The 15,318-nt window shown below is 57.7% G+C and carries 15 protein-coding genes; 7 read left to right on the top strand and 8 right to left on the bottom strand.

The window, feature by feature from the left end:
- The first annotated feature begins 2 nt into the window (after positions 1-2).
- The gene (patD, locus tag ACMGGH_RS17555; protein ID WP_048999931.1) at positions 3-1,427 is read left to right on the top strand and encodes an aminobutyraldehyde dehydrogenase; all 1,425 of its coding nucleotides are present in this window, start codon (positions 3-5) and stop codon (positions 1,425-1,427) included.
- 39 nt (positions 1,428-1,466) lie between these two features.
- Here the strand turns inward: patD and ACMGGH_RS17550 are convergent, their stop codons facing one another.
- The 3 genes from ACMGGH_RS17550 to ACMGGH_RS17540 are packed head-to-tail and all read right to left on the bottom strand — an operon-like array spanning position 1,467 to position 2,361.
- Positions 1,467-1,649: a DUF1869 domain-containing protein gene (locus tag ACMGGH_RS17550; RefSeq protein ID WP_003856955.1), complete on the bottom strand. Its 183-nt coding sequence runs from the start codon at positions 1,647-1,649 to the stop codon at positions 1,467-1,469.
- Positions 1,650-1,653: 4 nt separating this feature from the next.
- Positions 1,654-2,007 carry a DUF1971 domain-containing protein gene (locus ACMGGH_RS17545; protein WP_059354363.1) on the bottom strand — a complete coding sequence of 118 codons (354 nt, stop codon included), beginning with the start codon at positions 2,005-2,007 and terminating at the stop codon, positions 1,654-1,656.
- 27 nt (positions 2,008-2,034) lie between these two features.
- Positions 2,035-2,361: a DUF1971 domain-containing protein gene (locus tag ACMGGH_RS17540; RefSeq protein ID WP_045260685.1), complete on the bottom strand. Its 327-nt coding sequence runs from the start codon at positions 2,359-2,361 to the stop codon at positions 2,035-2,037.
- Between the two features lie 244 nt (positions 2,362-2,605).
- On the opposite strand from ACMGGH_RS17540, the gene ACMGGH_RS17535 reads away from it, so the two are divergent.
- On the top strand, positions 2,606-2,779 hold the full coding sequence (locus tag ACMGGH_RS17535; RefSeq protein WP_014883956.1) for a GhoT/OrtT family toxin: 174 nt from the start codon (positions 2,606-2,608) through the stop codon (positions 2,777-2,779).
- A gap of 86 nt (positions 2,780-2,865) precedes the next feature.
- Entirely contained in the window at positions 2,866-3,621 is a 756-nt protein-coding gene (locus tag ACMGGH_RS17530; RefSeq protein ID WP_232948312.1) for an alpha/beta fold hydrolase, read from the top strand.
- Between the two features lie 56 nt (positions 3,622-3,677).
- On the opposite strand, the gene ACMGGH_RS17525 is transcribed toward ACMGGH_RS17530, so the two are convergent.
- Genes ACMGGH_RS17525 through ACMGGH_RS17515 form a run of 3 tightly spaced genes read right to left on the bottom strand, consistent with a single transcriptional unit; the run spans position 3,678 to position 10,175 of the window.
- On the bottom strand, positions 3,678-5,852 hold the full coding sequence (locus tag ACMGGH_RS17525; protein ID WP_232948311.1) for a virulence factor SrfC family protein: 2,175 nt from the start codon (positions 5,850-5,852) through the stop codon (positions 3,678-3,680).
- Positions 5,849-8,830, bottom strand: coding sequence for a virulence factor SrfB (locus ACMGGH_RS17520; RefSeq protein ID WP_193066957.1), 2,982 nt, complete (start codon positions 8,828-8,830; stop codon positions 5,849-5,851). Before ACMGGH_RS17520 ends, ACMGGH_RS17525 begins: the two co-directional genes overlap by 4 nt.
- 4 nt (positions 8,831-8,834) lie before the next feature.
- Positions 8,835-10,175 carry an SrfA family protein gene (locus ACMGGH_RS17515; RefSeq protein WP_063942394.1) on the bottom strand — a complete coding sequence of 447 codons (1,341 nt, stop codon included), beginning with the start codon at positions 10,173-10,175 and terminating at the stop codon, positions 8,835-8,837.
- Between the two features lie 283 nt (positions 10,176-10,458).
- Here ACMGGH_RS17515 and ACMGGH_RS17510 point away from each other — a divergent pair, with 283 nt between their 5' ends.
- Complete coding sequence (locus ACMGGH_RS17510) at positions 10,459-12,057, top strand: ABC transporter substrate-binding protein (RefSeq protein WP_049136475.1); 1,599 nt, start codon at positions 10,459-10,461, stop codon at positions 12,055-12,057.
- A 55-nt stretch (positions 12,058-12,112) separates the two neighbouring features.
- Positions 12,113-12,346: a YdcY family protein gene (locus tag ACMGGH_RS17505; RefSeq protein ID WP_232948310.1), complete on the top strand. Its 234-nt coding sequence runs from the start codon at positions 12,113-12,115 to the stop codon at positions 12,344-12,346.
- On the opposite strand, the gene ACMGGH_RS17500 is transcribed toward ACMGGH_RS17505, so the two are convergent.
- The gene (locus ACMGGH_RS17500) at positions 12,347-12,796 is read right to left on the bottom strand and encodes a DMT family transporter (RefSeq protein WP_028013294.1); all 450 of its coding nucleotides are present in this window, start codon (positions 12,794-12,796) and stop codon (positions 12,347-12,349) included.
- Positions 12,793-13,311 carry a GNAT family N-acetyltransferase gene (locus ACMGGH_RS17495; protein WP_045260624.1) on the bottom strand — a complete coding sequence of 173 codons (519 nt, stop codon included), beginning with the start codon at positions 13,309-13,311 and terminating at the stop codon, positions 12,793-12,795. The genes ACMGGH_RS17500 and ACMGGH_RS17495 overlap by 4 nt, the downstream gene beginning before the upstream one ends.
- Positions 13,312-13,446: 135 nt before the next feature.
- Here ACMGGH_RS17495 and ACMGGH_RS17490 point away from each other — a divergent pair, with 135 nt between their 5' ends.
- The gene (locus ACMGGH_RS17490) at positions 13,447-14,010 is read left to right on the top strand and encodes a helix-turn-helix domain-containing protein (protein WP_232948309.1); all 564 of its coding nucleotides are present in this window, start codon (positions 13,447-13,449) and stop codon (positions 14,008-14,010) included.
- Between the two features lie 65 nt (positions 14,011-14,075).
- Positions 14,076-15,116 carry an NADP-dependent oxidoreductase gene (locus ACMGGH_RS17485; RefSeq protein ID WP_232948308.1) on the top strand — a complete coding sequence of 347 codons (1,041 nt, stop codon included), beginning with the start codon at positions 14,076-14,078 and terminating at the stop codon, positions 15,114-15,116.
- Positions 15,117-15,318 lie beyond the last annotated feature (202 nt).

The following is a 15,318-nucleotide window of genomic DNA, read 5'->3' as shown; positions in this document are numbered from 1 at the left end:
CTATGCAAACACATCTGCTGATAAAGGGTGAACTGGTTGCCGGAGAGGGAGAAAAACAGCCGGTCTATAACCCGGCCACCGGAGAGGTGCTGCTGGAGATTGCTGAAGCGTCAGCGGCACAGGTCGACGCAGCGGTTCAGGCCGCCGACCGTGCTTTTGAGGCGTGGGGACAAACGACGCCGAAAACGCGCGCCGAGTGCCTGCTGAAGCTCGCGGATGCGATTGAAGCGCATGGCGAAGAGTTTGCCCGGCTCGAATCCCTCAACTGCGGAAAGCCGCTGCACTGTGCGCTGGGCGATGAAATTCCGGCAGTGGTCGACGTTTTCCGTTTCTTCGCCGGGGCGGCCCGCTGCCTGAACGGGCTGGCCGCGGGTGAGTATCTTGACGGCCACACGTCGATGATCCGCCGCGACCCGGTGGGCGTGGTTGCCTCTATCGCGCCGTGGAACTACCCGCTGATGATGGCGGCATGGAAGCTGGCGCCTGCGCTGGCGGCCGGTAACTGTGTGGTCATCAAGCCGTCTGAAATCACGCCGCTAACGGCGTTAAAGCTGGCGGAGCTGGCGAAAGATATCTTCCCGGCTGGCGTTCTCAACGTGCTGTTTGGCCGCGGGAAAACGGTGGGCGACCCGCTCACCGGACATGAAAAAGTGCGCATGGTGTCGCTGACCGGTTCGATTGCCACCGGGGAGCATATCATCGGGCACACGGCGTCCTCCATTAAGCGCACCCACATGGAGCTGGGCGGTAAAGCGCCGGTTATCGTGTTCGATGACGCCGACCTGGATGCGGTTGTAGAAGGCGTGCGGACGTTTGGTTTCTACAATGCCGGGCAGGACTGTACGGCGGCCTGCCGTATCTATGCCCAGAAGGGGATCTATGCCCAGCTGGTGGAAAAGCTCGGTGCCGCGGTCGCCAGCCTCAAAATGGGTGCCCCGGAGGATGAATCTACTGAACTCGGTCCGCTCAGCTCGGCTGCCCATCTTTCACGCGTCTGTCAGGCGGTTGACGAGGCGAAAGCCCTCGGCCATATCCGCGTGGTGACGGGCGGGAGCAAAAAAGAGGGGGCGGGCTACTACTTCCAGCCAACGTTGCTGGCCGGGGCGAAACAGGACGATGCCATCGTTCAGCGCGAAGTGTTTGGACCGGTGGTGAGCGTCACCGAATTCGACGATGAAGCGCAGGTCCTGGCCTGGGCGAACGATTCGCAGTACGGCCTGGCGTCGTCGGTCTGGACGAAAGACGTGGGACGCGCCCATCGCCTGAGCGCGCGCCTGCAGTACGGCTGCACCTGGGTGAATACCCACTTTATGCTGGTGAGCGAAATGCCGCACGGCGGCATGAAATTGTCTGGCTATGGAAAGGATATGTCGGTATACGGGCTTGAGGATTATACGGTTGTCCGGCACGTTATGATTAAACATTAGAAAATCATGCCCGGCGGTCGGCATCGCCGGGCGTTTGCTTTACCAGCCACACACCTCGTGCTCATTTTCCGTGTCGTAAGCGCGGACGGTATTCACCAGATCTTTTACCACGTCTGCGGCGACGTCGGGGATGAGCAACTCCATCGGAGCTTCTGTTTCATAATCTACCGAGACGCCGTTGCTGTTGTTGGTCACGGTCACTGTGTACGTTGCTTTACCCACGCGGTTACTCCTTATGTGTATTGACCACTTTGCCGATGCCAGCCCCCTGAAGCGTAACAGCAGGATCGGCAAAAAAGTCGATATTGAAATAGGTATCGTCGGTCAATAGCTCGATGCGGTGCCATTTCTCTGGCGGCGAGATGCCAAACGATCCGGCTTCAATCACCAGCTCCAGATCCGGTTCGGTCGCGTCAGCGTTCGGGAAACCGAAATAGCGCACCGCACCCTGCATCACCGACAAACGGCCATATACGCTGGCTTTCGTATTATGGTGGGTGAAAAGCGCTTTTGGCGCGGTGTCTTTGTTCCAGAATGGCGTGGAGCGGGTATGAACAAAATTCTCAGGGATACGTAGCATAAGGGTTACCTCGTAAATAAAAGCCGCTTAAAGCGACTTCAACACCTCTGGTTCGACGAAAAATTCAATATTGAACAGCGTGTCGTCGCTCATCACCTCGATGTGATGCCATTTCTCAGGGGGAAAAACACCGAAGTGGCCGGCCCTGATAATCAGTGTGCTGTCAGGCTCAGGGACATGTTCATCAGCATAACCCAGGTAGCGGACAGCACCCTGCATAACGGACAGGCGGGGATAAACGCCCGGACGGGTACCCGTATCGAGATGACGCTGAAAGATCCCGGCGGGGGCGGTTTCTTTATTCCAGAAAGGGGTAGAGCGGGTATGAATACAGCTTTGCGGAATGCGTAGCATATTGCCTCCCATGTATGTCTGCCTTTATTAGACGCCTATGCGGAAGAGAGGATTTATCAAAAAGTGCATTTAACTTGCATGTTATCAATAAAGATAATGGGTGGCTCCCCCTGTTTGTAATACAAAATACTCAGTTGTTATTAGCCTTAATATTTAAGTGGTTATTATGTAATGAAAAAACTTGATCTGTATCAACATATGACGCATATTGCGTGCGGTTATTTTTTCGGCTCTGGTATACAGAATGACGTTGTATCAAAAGATGTTGGTTTTTTACGCAGTGATGGCTTCCATCTGTGCATTAATTACCTGGTTCCTTTCTAAAGACCGCAAGCGCATCCGCCTGCTTAGCGCGTTTCTGGTCGGGTCGACCTGGCCGATGAGTTTCCCCGTTGCGCTGCTGATTTCTCTTTTCTGAAGCATCCTTCCATTTTCGAAAGATGAACATAGCATTCCAGTTACGATAGCTGTATAAATACACAGTGCATCGTAAAAGGAGTGCTTATGAACAGTTTTTACTCGCAGCATGCGGGTTGCACCGTGCGCTGGCATGATTTGCCCGGCTCTGGCGATCCCGTAGTCTTTATCCACGGATTGGGCTGCGCCTCTTCCTATGAATATCCTCGCGTCGTCCGAGACCCTCAGTTTGGAGGGCGCAGAGCTATTCTCATCGATTTACCCGGCAGCGGTTACAGCGATAAGCCTGAACATTATAGCTATAAAACGACTGAACAGGCGCGCGTCGTGGCGGAGTTGATTGACCATCTTCAGCTGGATGCTTTCTGGTTATACGGTCACAGCATGGGCGGCAGCATTGCTATAGAAACGGCAGGGCTGCTGGCACCGCGCGTGAAGGGACTGATGGTGTCGGAGCCCAATTTTCACGCTGGTGGGGGGATGTTTAGCCGCTCTATTGCGGCGCAAACCGAACACCAGTTTGTGGCGCAGGGCTATAATGCCATGCTCCGCAAAGAGACCACCGCCTGGGCCGGGTGCCTGCAAAGCAATGCACCCTATGCCGTCTGGCGCGGCGCATCAAGCCTGGTCGCCGGTGTTGAGCCGGACTGGGAAGCGCAATTTCTGTCGCTGCCTTGCCCGGTGACGTTGATTTTTGGTGAGTTCTCACTGCCGGATGACGATGTGGATAATCTGAAGCTGAAGGGCGTTGAGGTCAAAATCATCCCTGCGGCGGGGCACTCCATGTCGTGGGAAAACCCGTCGGCACTGGCGCAGGCGTTAGCGGAGTGTATGGCGGCGTGATTATCGTCGCGGAATACAGGCCGGGTAAGCGCAGCGCTACCCGGCAAGAAAGGCCGCTACAGGATTAAAGCCCGCAGTGCCTGACGTGCGTCAGGCTGAACATCATGCGGGTGCTGATAATCAATGTTTTCGATTGCCCGGCTATAGAGGGCAACCAGCCAGTCATAAACGTACGCGGTGGCCGCATGAACAGGCTGCTCCCCAAGACGCGTCAGGCGTGGTGCGGCACTGCTGACGACGGGCGTAACAAAGATTGCCTGACCTTTGCGAATGCGGCTTGCGGGGCGTTCTGCTGACGGGGTCTGGTCGTAACCCAGCCAGCCAACGAAATTCCCTATCACCGCATGCAGTTGCGCCGCGCTGCTTTTATCCGCGTCGACAATGCGCTGAAGCTGTTGCGGCAGATTAAGCCGGTAGCTGGTTACCACCAGCACATCCGCGATTTGCTGCAGCACCGCGGGCTCCAGACCAAGACGGGCGGCGGTAGCTTCATTGCGGCTCCACTGGCGCAGATGATTTATCCATACTCTGTGCGCCAGGCGCGCTTTGTCTTTTGTCTGGAATCGTCCTGCGCTTTCCTGGGCGTTATCGGCGAACAGATCGATGGTGTCCGTGAACAGCCCGTTCACCTGCTCCTCGCGCGGCTGCTGAACGGCGAGCAGCGTTTCAAAGGCTTTCAGCGGCGGCAGCAGGCCCTCAAGCAGTTCGCCGTGACGGGCGGCACTGCTTTGCAGCGTGCGCACCATGTTTTCGGCCTGAGCACGTCGTGTACCCGGTTCCTCAACCAGCGGCGCCAGATAGCTTTGCATCAGCGACGCGATCTCCTGCCGCAGCAGGTTTTTCAGCGTGCCAAGGCGCTTCTGCCGCTGTGCCGGGAGCGTCGCCTGAGACAACCACTCAATGACGCGCTGCATGCTGTGGCTGTCCAGCGCCTGCAGAGTTCCCCAGCGCAGGCCTGGCTTGCCCAGCAGATGCTGTACGGCTTCATCGAGATTCTGTCGGGTAGTGAAACGAGCGTCATGCGGGGTGATCGCCCACACCAGCCCCGGCAGGGCAGACTCCTCGGCAGGCTGGGTCTCTTTAATCCAGTTAATTAACACTTTTGCTTTTTGGGCCGTCTGCTCGTGCCGCGCTGTCGCGTTGCAGATAACCAGCACATCCGGCTGGAGCTGCTGGCGGTAATGTTCAAGCAGCCACTGGCATTTAGCCTGTACTAAAGGATCGGCACTGCCGTCTTCAAAGACCGGAATATCAATGATATCAACGTTATCCAGCGCGCCATTCTCAACCGGCAAGACCAGCTCGCGGGTAAGGAAGGCAAGCACGTCGACCGGGATGCTGATAGCGTTGAGCATTTCACCGTTGTTCAGCGGATGAAGCAGCGTCTCCTGAGTTTCCTGCTGGGTTAAGGTGCCGTGCGTCAGGAACCCTTCACCAGGCAGACCAAAGCTGTCCACCAGCAGGCTCAGCGGCGCAGCCAGCTCGCTCGCATGGCTGGTCTGATGCAGCACGTGGGCAAGCTTCAGCCACTGCTGGGTTAACTCCTGTTGCTCGCCCCACAGCAGCGACCAGACGCTGGCGCGGGTGCTGAGATCGAGCGATGGCACCAGCTGGGCAAACTCATGCCACAGGGCGTCATCAATTTGCTGTCTCGCGGCGGGTACCGTGCTTTGCCAGAAACGCGAAATCGCACCCACATCCTGCGCAGTGATGCCGGGCACGCTCTGCGGCTGGCGAAGGCCGCGCCATTTCTCCAGACGCGTCTCAATGACCGCCTTATCCACCGCGCGCATCTGCGGGTGCAGCGTCGTGCGGGCAATAAACAGCTGTACCAGCTCGGCCTCGGTGACCAGGCTCAGACGCAGCGGAAACGCCTCATCCGCTACCTCCGGGGTGTCTCGGGTGAAGCGCACGGCCATGTTGGTCAGGGCATGCCCTGGGTTAATATGCGAAAAATAGTCAAATGTGCGCTGGCCCGGCATCACGTTCAGGCGCCCGTTACCGCTGCCGCACAGCGACAGCAGCAGGTGCGCTTTGGCGCTTTGAGAATGGCCGTAAAGCCCAATGCTGCTCCGGCGGGTCAGGGCGTGTTCAATGGCCTGCTCCCGCGCCTGCGCCGCGTTGATGCGAGCAAGCAGGGCATCAGCATCGTTATCCAGCACAGGGGCGGTCAGGCGCGTCTCATTAATCCACCCGATTAAAGCCTGAGTGGTGGTCGTCGTCGCTGTCATTTCAGGTATACGCTCCCGCTGTCGATCCAGTAGTGGCTACCGCTGTGTCGGCGATCGGCCAGGGTATTCAGTTTGAAGGTTAACGCGTCAGGCGCAACCGGCGTGCCGTCCTGCAGCCAGGCATCGCTGAGCTCGAAGGACTCAGGGCCCTCTAATTTGCTGCCGCCGCAGAGCTTAAGCCGCACGTTCAGCACGCCGTCGCCGGCAATCGCTTTTGCCAGTTCAGCCGAGTTGATGCTGAGCGTATAAAGCGGCGTGGCGGGCCAGCGCGCGTTCGCCAGCTGGCGGAAGCCGAGGGTAACGTTACCGCGCAGCGGGAAGTGCAGCCGCGCGTCGAGCTTCGCGCCCGGCTTATCCAGGTCTATATCCTGATACCAGACGTTCTCCTCGCGCAGGGTATTGACGGTATTATCCAGCACGCCCAGATAGCGCACGGTGGAATAGGCGCCAATGTCCGCGGCCTTAAAGTTAAAGCGCGGCAGACGCAGATCGAGCGCCAGGCTGCAGAGCATGGCCCCCACCGCGGCGGTCGATTTCGGATTGCCTATGCGCCCCTGCTGGCTGAAGGGATACCACTCGTGAACCTGATATTTATCCAGCCAGACGATGCGGTTGACCGGCACCGGCTGCAGATGCCGAATCAGCGCCTGAACGCCCGGCAGGCAGCCCGGGCGCCCGGTGATGAGCAGAATATCGCAGCTGTAATGGGAAATCGCTTCACACACCGCGTGGAGCGGTGAGGTCAGCGTAAACTGACCGGCCAGCATTGCATCCTGCATTTCGCGGAAGTTCACGTGCAGCGGCACGGCGAACAGGTCGAACGCCTCTGAGCCCGCCGGCAGGGCATGATCGATTGCCTGTTGAAGATAGTTCATCACGTTGCGGGTTGGTTTCTGCGCAAGGAGCTCGCCAAAGGTGGCATGCAGGCCCGCCAGCGGATCGTCAATATCGCTGGCTTCCCACGCGGAAAGAATGGCGTGGCCAATCGGCATAAAGAGCTGAAGCGCCGTTTGCTGGCGCAGTACCGCCTGGGTATCAATACGCCCGGAGTCGCCGAACAGCGACGCCATCAGCAGTGAGGCGTCCGCAATGCCGGATTTCTGCAGCTGCGTTTGCAGGGCGGGCAGGACATAGCGCTGAATCACGTCCAGCAGGGTATCGTCGCCCGCCACCTTGAACCCTTCGCGGAACAGTAGTTGCGGGGTGATTTTGACGTTATTACCGGAGCCGTCATCAAGCTGGTAGTGGGTTATTGCCATATCCGTGGTGCCACCGCCGATGTCGATAGACGCGACGCGTAATGCGCGGCCCGGCTGCACGCCCGGCTCAGGTTCACGATCCGTGCGGGCGAGGGAGGCGAAAAAGGCTTCCGTCTGGCCGCCAAAACGGGAAATCGCTTCGTTATACAGCCAGACCAACTGACCGCAGCTGGCTTCATCCCACTCCATCTGGATCTCAGGGACCGGCACCACGCTTTTTTCCTGCTGCTTGCGGGTGGCAAAATCTTCATCCTGTGGGTGCCAGCCCATCGCTTTCCAGACGATGGCAATGGCTTCAAACATGCGGCGACGGAAAATCTCGCGCTCCTGCTTCGGCATGGCCGAGGGCAGGGTCAGGATCAGGGTGCGCAGCTGGCGCGGCGAGGCCGGGAAGCCCAGGCGCAGGCGGGTGGCGACGCTGTTGATCTGGCCCAGCGCCTGCGCCAGCAGCTCGCACAGCATGTGCGTCATCAGCGTGCTGCGGCTGTACTGCGGCGAAAAGACCGGCAGCCGCTCGTCCTGCGGCAGCGTAAACAGCGGCTCACCGTCATCGTTCATCAGGTTCATCAGCGGAAACGCCGTGGCGAGCGGTTCACGCTGGGTTTTGCCGTTCATCTGGCTAAAGCGCCAGTCCTGTACGACAGGCGTTTCATCCCACAGGTAGCGGCGCGGGCTGGAGATGCCGCTGTTACCTTCGGTTCCCAGGCGCTGCATCGCCAGCTTGCGGGCTTCATCGCCCACGCGAACAATCGACGGCCAGACAAACGCATCTTCGCGACCGCTTTCCACCGAGAAGTGCTGTTTGCCAAAACGCGCTTCGGAGAATTCAAGACGGCTGGTAAAGAGAGGCTCGTTCAGGAACTGCGGCTCGCTTAACGAACGAACCTGCAGCTCGGCGGTCTGTCGAAGCCCGTCGTTTGCATCACCGTGGTCTTCGATAATGACGCCGCAGGTATGGGTGTTGCCCACGTCTAGGATCAGGTCGACAGGAATGGCAGGCGTGCTGAGCGTGTGGGTGACAAATTTCACTTCCGGAATGGTGAGCTGTTCACCGAGCATGGTCAGTACATTGAGCCAGTGGGCCTGATATTCAAAACTGCGCATCGCCTGATGCAGGTCGCGTTCAGAGCGGTTTTCCACGCCGTCGGCATACTGGGTAAATGCCTCACGCAGCCAGCCGTCAATCCAGGTCTGATCGAGGAAGCTTTCTACCTCACTATCGCGCCACGCCAGCGCAAAGCGGGTTCCGTTCAGAATATCGTTTTCAACCGGCGACAGGGCGGAGGTGGCATGCTCCGCGATCTGGCTGTCGAGCGCGAGGGTGACGCGGTGCGAGTTGCCTGCCGTATCGGGCTTCTCGAGCTTGCGCACCTGAACGCGCGCCCAGTTATCCGGTCCTTCCACAAAGGTTCGCGGTGGATTGAAGCGCAGGAACGGCACGGGAAGCCAGACGCCGTCCAGCACGGCAAGGGACTGATGCAGCGGAATGGTGGTTTCCGGTTTAACCACTTCAGGCTGACCGCCGTTCGTCCCCGGCAGGGTATAGCGCCCGTTCACCAGGTCGAAATCGAGTCGCAAAAGGGGGCCGTTCGCGGTTTTACGTACGAAACGCCCGTTGCTGGCGGTGTCCTGCGGCGTCAGGCCGAAATCCAGGAACTGTACGCCGCTGTTGGCAATAAGCGTGACGCTTTGTTTATAGTCGCAAAGATTTACCAGCATAGGATCAGGCACCTGCTTTCTTGAACGTCAGTGGGACGACGGTGTTGGCATCGTAGCGAGCGCGACATTCTGCGATATCGCTGGCCCCGGCTTTACAGGCGACTTCCGGCATCGGATAGCGGGAACCGTCGGTGCAGCGGGCATTGCCGCGACTTTTAATCATCAGCTCGCCATTGCTGTGCAGCCCGGAGAAAATCTCCGCGCGGCAGACAATGTTGTCGCCGTGCACGACGCGGGCGAAACCTTTATTGTTCTGGATTTGATAGCGCATTGACGGCGGCTTGCCGGTGACCGGATCTTTCACGTCGAGAACCGCGCGCCAGGTACCGTTCAGGAAGCGCGTCGACCCGGCTTTCACCTGACCGGCTTCCATCACCATGGCATCTTTCGGGATCGGAACAATTACCACCGGTGCGGCTTCAGGTGCAGGAGCAGGTTCTTTTTCTTTACTGGCGACGACCTCAGCCTGATGCAGGGGGAGATTCATAGCCAGCGGCTCTACCGCTTTGATCGGCTGCGGTGCAATAGCCACGGGCTCAGGAGCCGGTGCCGGAGCGGGCTCTGCCGAAGGGGCCTGTTTTGGCCACAGCAGCGGCGCGGCAACGGCTGCCACAATCACGGCGGCAACCGGCAGGGTCCACAGGGGAACGCGACGTTTTTTCGTGACGGCAACAGGCGCAGGTGCCTGAGCGGGTTGCGCAACAACCGGCGCGGGCTCCGGCTCATACAGTTCTTCCGGCGTAATACGCACGGCGGCGACGGGCGCAATCAGCGGCTCGTCTGCTTTTTCAAAGGTGATGGCCGGTTCGGGCGCGGGTTCTGGCTCGGGCTCTTCAATCACAACGGGGGCAGGCTCGGGGATCAACGCTTCACGCAGGCAGTCGAGCACATCGTCGCGCGCATTTTCGTTCAGGTTTACAAAACCCCAGAAGCAAATAATCGGCTTTCCTGCGACCAGGAAAACAAAATTCTCACCGGGAAACTGAAACGCTTTCGACAGCAGCGAGCCGAAAAGCTGCTGCGCGGTTTTGGGCGACTGGAGGCATTTCTTGCTTAACGACTCAACGCTGGCAAGCGTGTTTTCCAGATAGCGCAGGGCACGATAGCGGTCGTCTTCACTGGCCGCCTTCCAGCTGGTGACGCTTCCCTCAACGGGGGAATACCAGTCCACGCGGTCGCCGCTGTCGTTGACCTGAGGAATAGCCAGACAGTCCACTATGGCCTGCTGTTTGCGCAATCGAAGCGCTTCCCGGATTTGTAACGCTGATTCAAAAACGGCCTGTCCGCCGCCGCCAACGGCCTGAAAATCATCCAGATTACCGCTGCGTAAAAGAGTTTTTGCCACGATTTGATCCCATATACTTCTTCACACCGTTACTTTAACGAAACGAGGAAGCAAACAAACGGAGGAAGAGACGCTAAAAGCGCCGATTTCTTGCGGCATAGATCGTGACGGTTGTGCTTGACGAATAACGTCACTTAAGGCAAATCACCTTTTTTTGCACTGGCGGCAAAACCGGCAAAAAACGCGGCTTTAGAATAACCTGATAGTGTTTCGTTATTTGCCAGGTGATAAGGGCTGTGCTGTTATTACTGACCTATATAATAAAACTGTCAGGGTTATAACTATGTCTACAGGGAAAACGCTGCTCGCCCTTGCGCTGAGCGCTCTTTTACCAGCCGGTGCCGCATGGGCGGCAAACAACGACACCCTTATATACTGCTCCGAGGCATCGCCAGAGTCGTTCAACCCGCAAATCGCCAGCTCCGGCCCGTCGTTCGTGGCCAGCTCTCAGGTTCTGTACAACCGCCTGATCAATTTCGACCCGGTGAAAAATACCCCGGTCCCGTCACTGGCGGAATCCTGGACGATTTCACCGGACGGCAAGACCTATACCTTTACCCTGCGCAAAGGGGTGAAATTCAACAGCAACAAATACTTCAAACCGACGCGCGACTTTAACGCCGATGACGTTATTTTCTCGGTGATGCGTCAGAAAGACCCTAAACACCCGTACCATAATGTGTCCCAGGGCAACTACGAATACTTCAACGATGTCGGGCTCGATAAGCTGATTCAGGACGTTAAAAAGGTCGATGATTATCACGTTCAGTTCACCCTGAGTGAACCCAACGCCGCGTTCCTGGCCGATTGGGGAATGGATTTCGCATCGATCCTCTCCGCCGAATACGCCGATGTGATGCTGAAAAAAGGCACGCCTGAGAACGTAGATACCTGGCCGATCGGTACCGGGCCCTATGTGCTCCAGCAGTACAAGGTGGATTCGCTGATCCGCTACGTCGCTAATCCGAACTACTGGGATGGCGAGGTGCCGACCAAACATCTTATCTTCTCCATCACGCCAAACGTGGAAACCCGCCTGGCGAAATTGCAGACCAACGAGTGTCAGATTATTCCTGCGCCGTCTCCGGTTCAGTTTGACGTGATTAAAAAGAACAAAGACCTGACGCTGCACTCTGTCGATGCGCTGAACGTCGGCTATCTGGCGTTTAACACCGAGAAAAAGCCGTTCGATAACGTGCTGGTGCGTCAGGCGCTGAACTACGCGACCGACAAGAAGGCTATCGTTAATGCGGTCTTTATGGGCTCCGGTACGGTGGCTAAATCGCCGATCCCGCCAAATATGCTGGGCTTTAATAAAGATCTGCAGGACTACAGCTACGATCCTGAAAAAGCAAAAGCGCTGCTGAAGCAGGCCGGGCTGGAGAAGGGCGCGGAAGTCACGCTGTGGTCAATGCCGGTTCAGCGTCCGTATAACCCTAACTCGCGTCGTATCGCGGAGATGATTCAGAGCGACTGGGCGAAAGTCGGCGTGAAGGCCAAAATCGTCTCCTATGAGTGGGGCGAATACCTCTCCGGGATGCGCAAAGGCGAGCACGACTCCGCGCTGTTCGGCTGGATGTCCGATAACGGCGACCCGGACAACTTCGCCGATGTGCTGCTGGGCTGCAACAGCATTAAAACCGGGTCAAACGCCGCGCGCTGGTGCGATAAGGGTTATGATGCCCTGGTGCAAAAAGCGAAGCTGACCAGCGATCCGGCCGAGCGTGCGAAACTGTACGGCCAGGCGCAGGAGATTTTCTACCAGCAGGCACCGTGGATCGCGCTGGCAAACGGCAAAACGTTCTTTGCAACCCGCAGCAACGTGACCGGATACAGCGTGAGCCTGATGGGCAGCGATTTCTCTAAAGCGAAGCTGAACTAAGCATTTATTGCCGGGTGAGGCGTAAGCCACCACCCGGCAAAAACAAGGAGTGACAATGTCACATTTAAACGAAGTTATCGCCCGCGTGGATGCCGCCATCGAAGAGAGCGTCATCGCCCACATGAACGAACTGCTGATTGCATTGAGCGATGATGCCGATCTCAGCCGTGAAGACCGTTACACCCAACAGCAGCGTCTGCGTACCGCGATTTCGCACCACGGTAAGCAGCACAAAGAGGAGATGGACGCACGCCAGGAACAGCTGACCAAGGGCGGCACCATACTGTAATCAAAACTGGCGTCGCGCTACCAGCCAGGCCCCGACGACCAGCATCACCGCGCCGCATACCGGGCCGATCAGCGCGCGCAGGGGAATGCCATGGCTTCTCAGCACGTCAAGGACCAGCCCGCCAATCAGCTGGCTTGCGACCAGCACCGCGATGGTCGTTGCCGCGCCCACGTTCTGGTAGCCGCTGATGCTTGCAAACACAAAAAACGACCCCAGCAGCCCCGGGATCAGCGTCCACCAGCGCACCGTTGCGGCCAGCTCACTGAACCCGGCGAAGCCCTGCTTCAGCAGCAGAATGCTGACAAACAGCACAATGCCGACCAGGGAGTTCAGCAGCATTGCGATAAGAATGGTGGAGGAGGACTGGGTGATACGCACCATTAAGGTGTTTTGCACCACCAGACCGATCCCCGCCGCCACCAGGAACGCCAGCGTCAGCGACTGATTCATGGGATTGCGTCCGGGTCGCTGCGCTCGTCCAGCTGCAGCTGCATAAAAGTTAAGTCCAGCCAGCGGCCAAACTTGGTTCCCACCTGCGGCATTTGCCCCGTGGTCACAAAACCGAGCGTTTCGTGGAGGTGAATCGAGGCCTTATTTTGCGCTTCAATGCCGGCCACCATCACGTGTTTGCCGATGGCGCGGGCCTCGTTGATCAGCGCTTTCATTAACGTGCGGCCAATGCCTTTACCCTGATGCTCCGGATGGACATACACCGAATGCTCAACCGTGTGACGAAAGCCGTCGAAGGCGCGCCAGTCGCCGAAAGAGGCGTACCCGGTAACCACACCATTTTCCTCAGCTACCAGAACCGGGTAACCCGCGAGCGTGCGGGCCTCGAACCAGGCGATTCGGTTATCGGTATCAACGGTTTTATCGTTCCAGATCGCGGCAGTATGCAGCACCGCATGGTTATAGATCTCTCCTATCGCAGCGCAGTCTTCTTTACAGGCGTGACGAACGATCATGATTAAACCTCTGTATGTTGTTTACTATAGTATTACGCTATAGATATAATATTACACAACTGTATCGTCAGAGCGCTACGTGAGAATGATTATGAGCCCCATTGAAACGGCGTTCATACGCTTTAGTATGATGTTATGAACTCAATAAATCAGCGTATTAGCGCCAGAATTCGCCTCGAACGTGAATCACGCGGCTGGTCTCTTAGCGAGCTGGCCGAGCGGGCAGGCGTATCTCGCGCCATGATCCACAAGATAGAGCGCGGCGACAGCAGCCCGACGGCAACCTTGCTTGCCCGCCTGTCAGGCGCGTTTGGGATCAGCATGTCGACCCTGATTGCCAGAGCCGAGATGCAGGAGGGAAAACTCCTGCGCCTGGCGAACCAGCCCGTCTGGCGCGATCCGCAAACCCACTACCTTCGTCGCCACGTTTCTCCCCGTACCGATCTGCCTATCGACCTCGTTCAGATTGAACTGCCCGCGGGGAGCGACGTCCCGATGCCGGCGTCCTCCTACGCGCTCGCGCGGCAGCTGATCTGGCTGCAGTCCGGCGAGCTGGTATTTCAGGAGGGCGATACTCGCCACGAGATGAAGGCCGGAGACTGTCTGGAGCTGGGGCCGCCAAACGACTGCCGTTTTATCAACGAAACGAACGAAACCTGCATCTATCTTGTGGTCCGGCTTAACCAGTCTGCCTCGTAATGTTAAGGCGATAATGCCGATCGTGAGCCAGGCTGTAATGACATTTGTACCAGAAGGAGAATCCGATGAATCAATCTGTTTCGCAAAACCGCCGCTGGGTGCTGGCCTCTCGTCCACAGGGCGCGCCGGTTGCGGAGAATTTTCGTCTGGAAGAGCTGCCCGTTCCTGCCCCTCAGGCGGGGCAGCTGCTGCTTCGCACCGTCTGGCTGTCGCTGGACCCTTACATGCGGGGCCGCATGAGCGATGCGCCATCCTATTCTCCGCCGGTTGAGATTGGTGCGGTGATGGTAGGGGGAACGGTTAGCCGCGTTGAGCAGTCAAACCACCCCGACTTTAAAGCGGGTGAATGGGTGCTGAGCTACAGCGGCTGGCAGGAGTACGCGCTTTCGGACGGCAGCGGCCTGGTCAAGCTGGGCGATAATCCCACCCATCCCTCCTGGGCGCTGGGCATTCTTGGGATGCCTGGCTTTACCGCCTATATGGGATTGCTGGATATCGGACAACCGAAAGCGGGTGAAACGCTGGTAGTCGCCGCCGCGACGGGCCCGGTTGGGGCGACAGTCGGGCAGATCGGTAAAATCAAAGGCTGCCGCGTGGTCGGGGTAGCCGGTGGGGCAGAAAAATGCCGCCACGCCGTTGAGGTTCTTGGGTTTGACGTGTGTCTCGATCACCACGCGGCGGATTTCGCTGAGCAGCTGAAACGCGCCTGCCCGAAAGGCATTGATGTCTACTTTGAAAACGTCGGCGGGAAAGTGTTTGACGCCGTGCTGCCGCTGCTGAATACCTCCGCGCGCGTGCCGGTGTGTGGCCTGGTGAGCGGTTACAATGCAACGGGCTTGCCTGAGGGGCCAGACCGTTTGCCGCTTCTGATGGGCACTATTCTGAAGAAACGCATCCGGATGCAGGGCTTTATCATTGCCCAGGACTACGGCCACCGCATTCATGAGTTTCAGGAAGAGATGGGGCGCTGGGTGCAGGAGGGCAAAATTCACTATCGTGAACAGGTGACGGACGGGCTGGAAAACGCGCCTGAAGCGCTGATTGGCCTGCTGGAAGGAAAAAACTTCGGTAAAGTCGTGATTCGCGTCGCGGGTGACAATAAATAAAAGGCACTATGGCGGGGTTTCCCGCCATATTTATTTGTGAAGATACGATATATTGTCTTTAATTAACGGACATGGCTTTTCGCGCCATCATCCCGGATGAGCCCGAAACCGATAAAAAAAAACACATTTTGCATTTTTTGCTGTTTTACGTACTTCCCACCACCAGGCATGACGATACAGGATATATCGGACCAGCGTCGTT

Source organism: Enterobacter sp. BNK-16 (assembly GCF_048684955.1).
Taxonomy (GTDB): domain Bacteria; phylum Pseudomonadota; class Gammaproteobacteria; order Enterobacterales; family Enterobacteriaceae; genus Enterobacter; species Enterobacter bugandensis.
The sequence above is the reverse complement of the archived record's forward strand: the minus strand, read 5'-3'. Positions and strand labels throughout refer to the sequence as shown.

Coding starts and splice junctions, on each gene's coding strand:
- patD (WP_048999931.1), top strand. CDS start 3: ATGCAAACACATCTGCTGATAAAGGGTGAACTGGTTGCCGGAGAGGGA.
- ACMGGH_RS17545 (WP_059354363.1), bottom strand. CDS start 2,007: ATGCTACGTATCCCTGAGAATTTTGTTCATACCCGCTCCACGCCATTC.
- ACMGGH_RS17540 (WP_045260685.1), bottom strand. CDS start 2,361: ATGCTACGCATTCCGCAAAGCTGTATTCATACCCGCTCTACCCCTTTC.
- ACMGGH_RS17535 (WP_014883956.1), top strand. CDS start 2,606: ATGACGTTGTATCAAAAGATGTTGGTTTTTTACGCAGTGATGGCTTCC.
- ACMGGH_RS17530 (WP_232948312.1), top strand. CDS start 2,866: ATGAACAGTTTTTACTCGCAGCATGCGGGTTGCACCGTGCGCTGGCAT.
- ACMGGH_RS17525 (WP_232948311.1), bottom strand. CDS start 5,852: ATGACAGCGACGACGACCACCACTCAGGCTTTAATCGGGTGGATTAAT.
- ACMGGH_RS17520 (WP_193066957.1), bottom strand. CDS start 8,830: ATGCTGGTAAATCTTTGCGACTATAAACAAAGCGTCACGCTTATTGCC.
- ACMGGH_RS17510 (WP_049136475.1), top strand. CDS start 10,459: ATGTCTACAGGGAAAACGCTGCTCGCCCTTGCGCTGAGCGCTCTTTTA.
- ACMGGH_RS17505 (WP_232948310.1), top strand. CDS start 12,113: ATGTCACATTTAAACGAAGTTATCGCCCGCGTGGATGCCGCCATCGAA.
- ACMGGH_RS17500 (WP_028013294.1), bottom strand. CDS start 12,796: ATGAATCAGTCGCTGACGCTGGCGTTCCTGGTGGCGGCGGGGATCGGT.
- ACMGGH_RS17495 (WP_045260624.1), bottom strand. CDS start 13,311: ATGATCGTTCGTCACGCCTGTAAAGAAGACTGCGCTGCGATAGGAGAG.
- ACMGGH_RS17490 (WP_232948309.1), top strand. CDS start 13,447: ATGAACTCAATAAATCAGCGTATTAGCGCCAGAATTCGCCTCGAACGT.
- ACMGGH_RS17485 (WP_232948308.1), top strand. CDS start 14,076: ATGAATCAATCTGTTTCGCAAAACCGCCGCTGGGTGCTGGCCTCTCGT.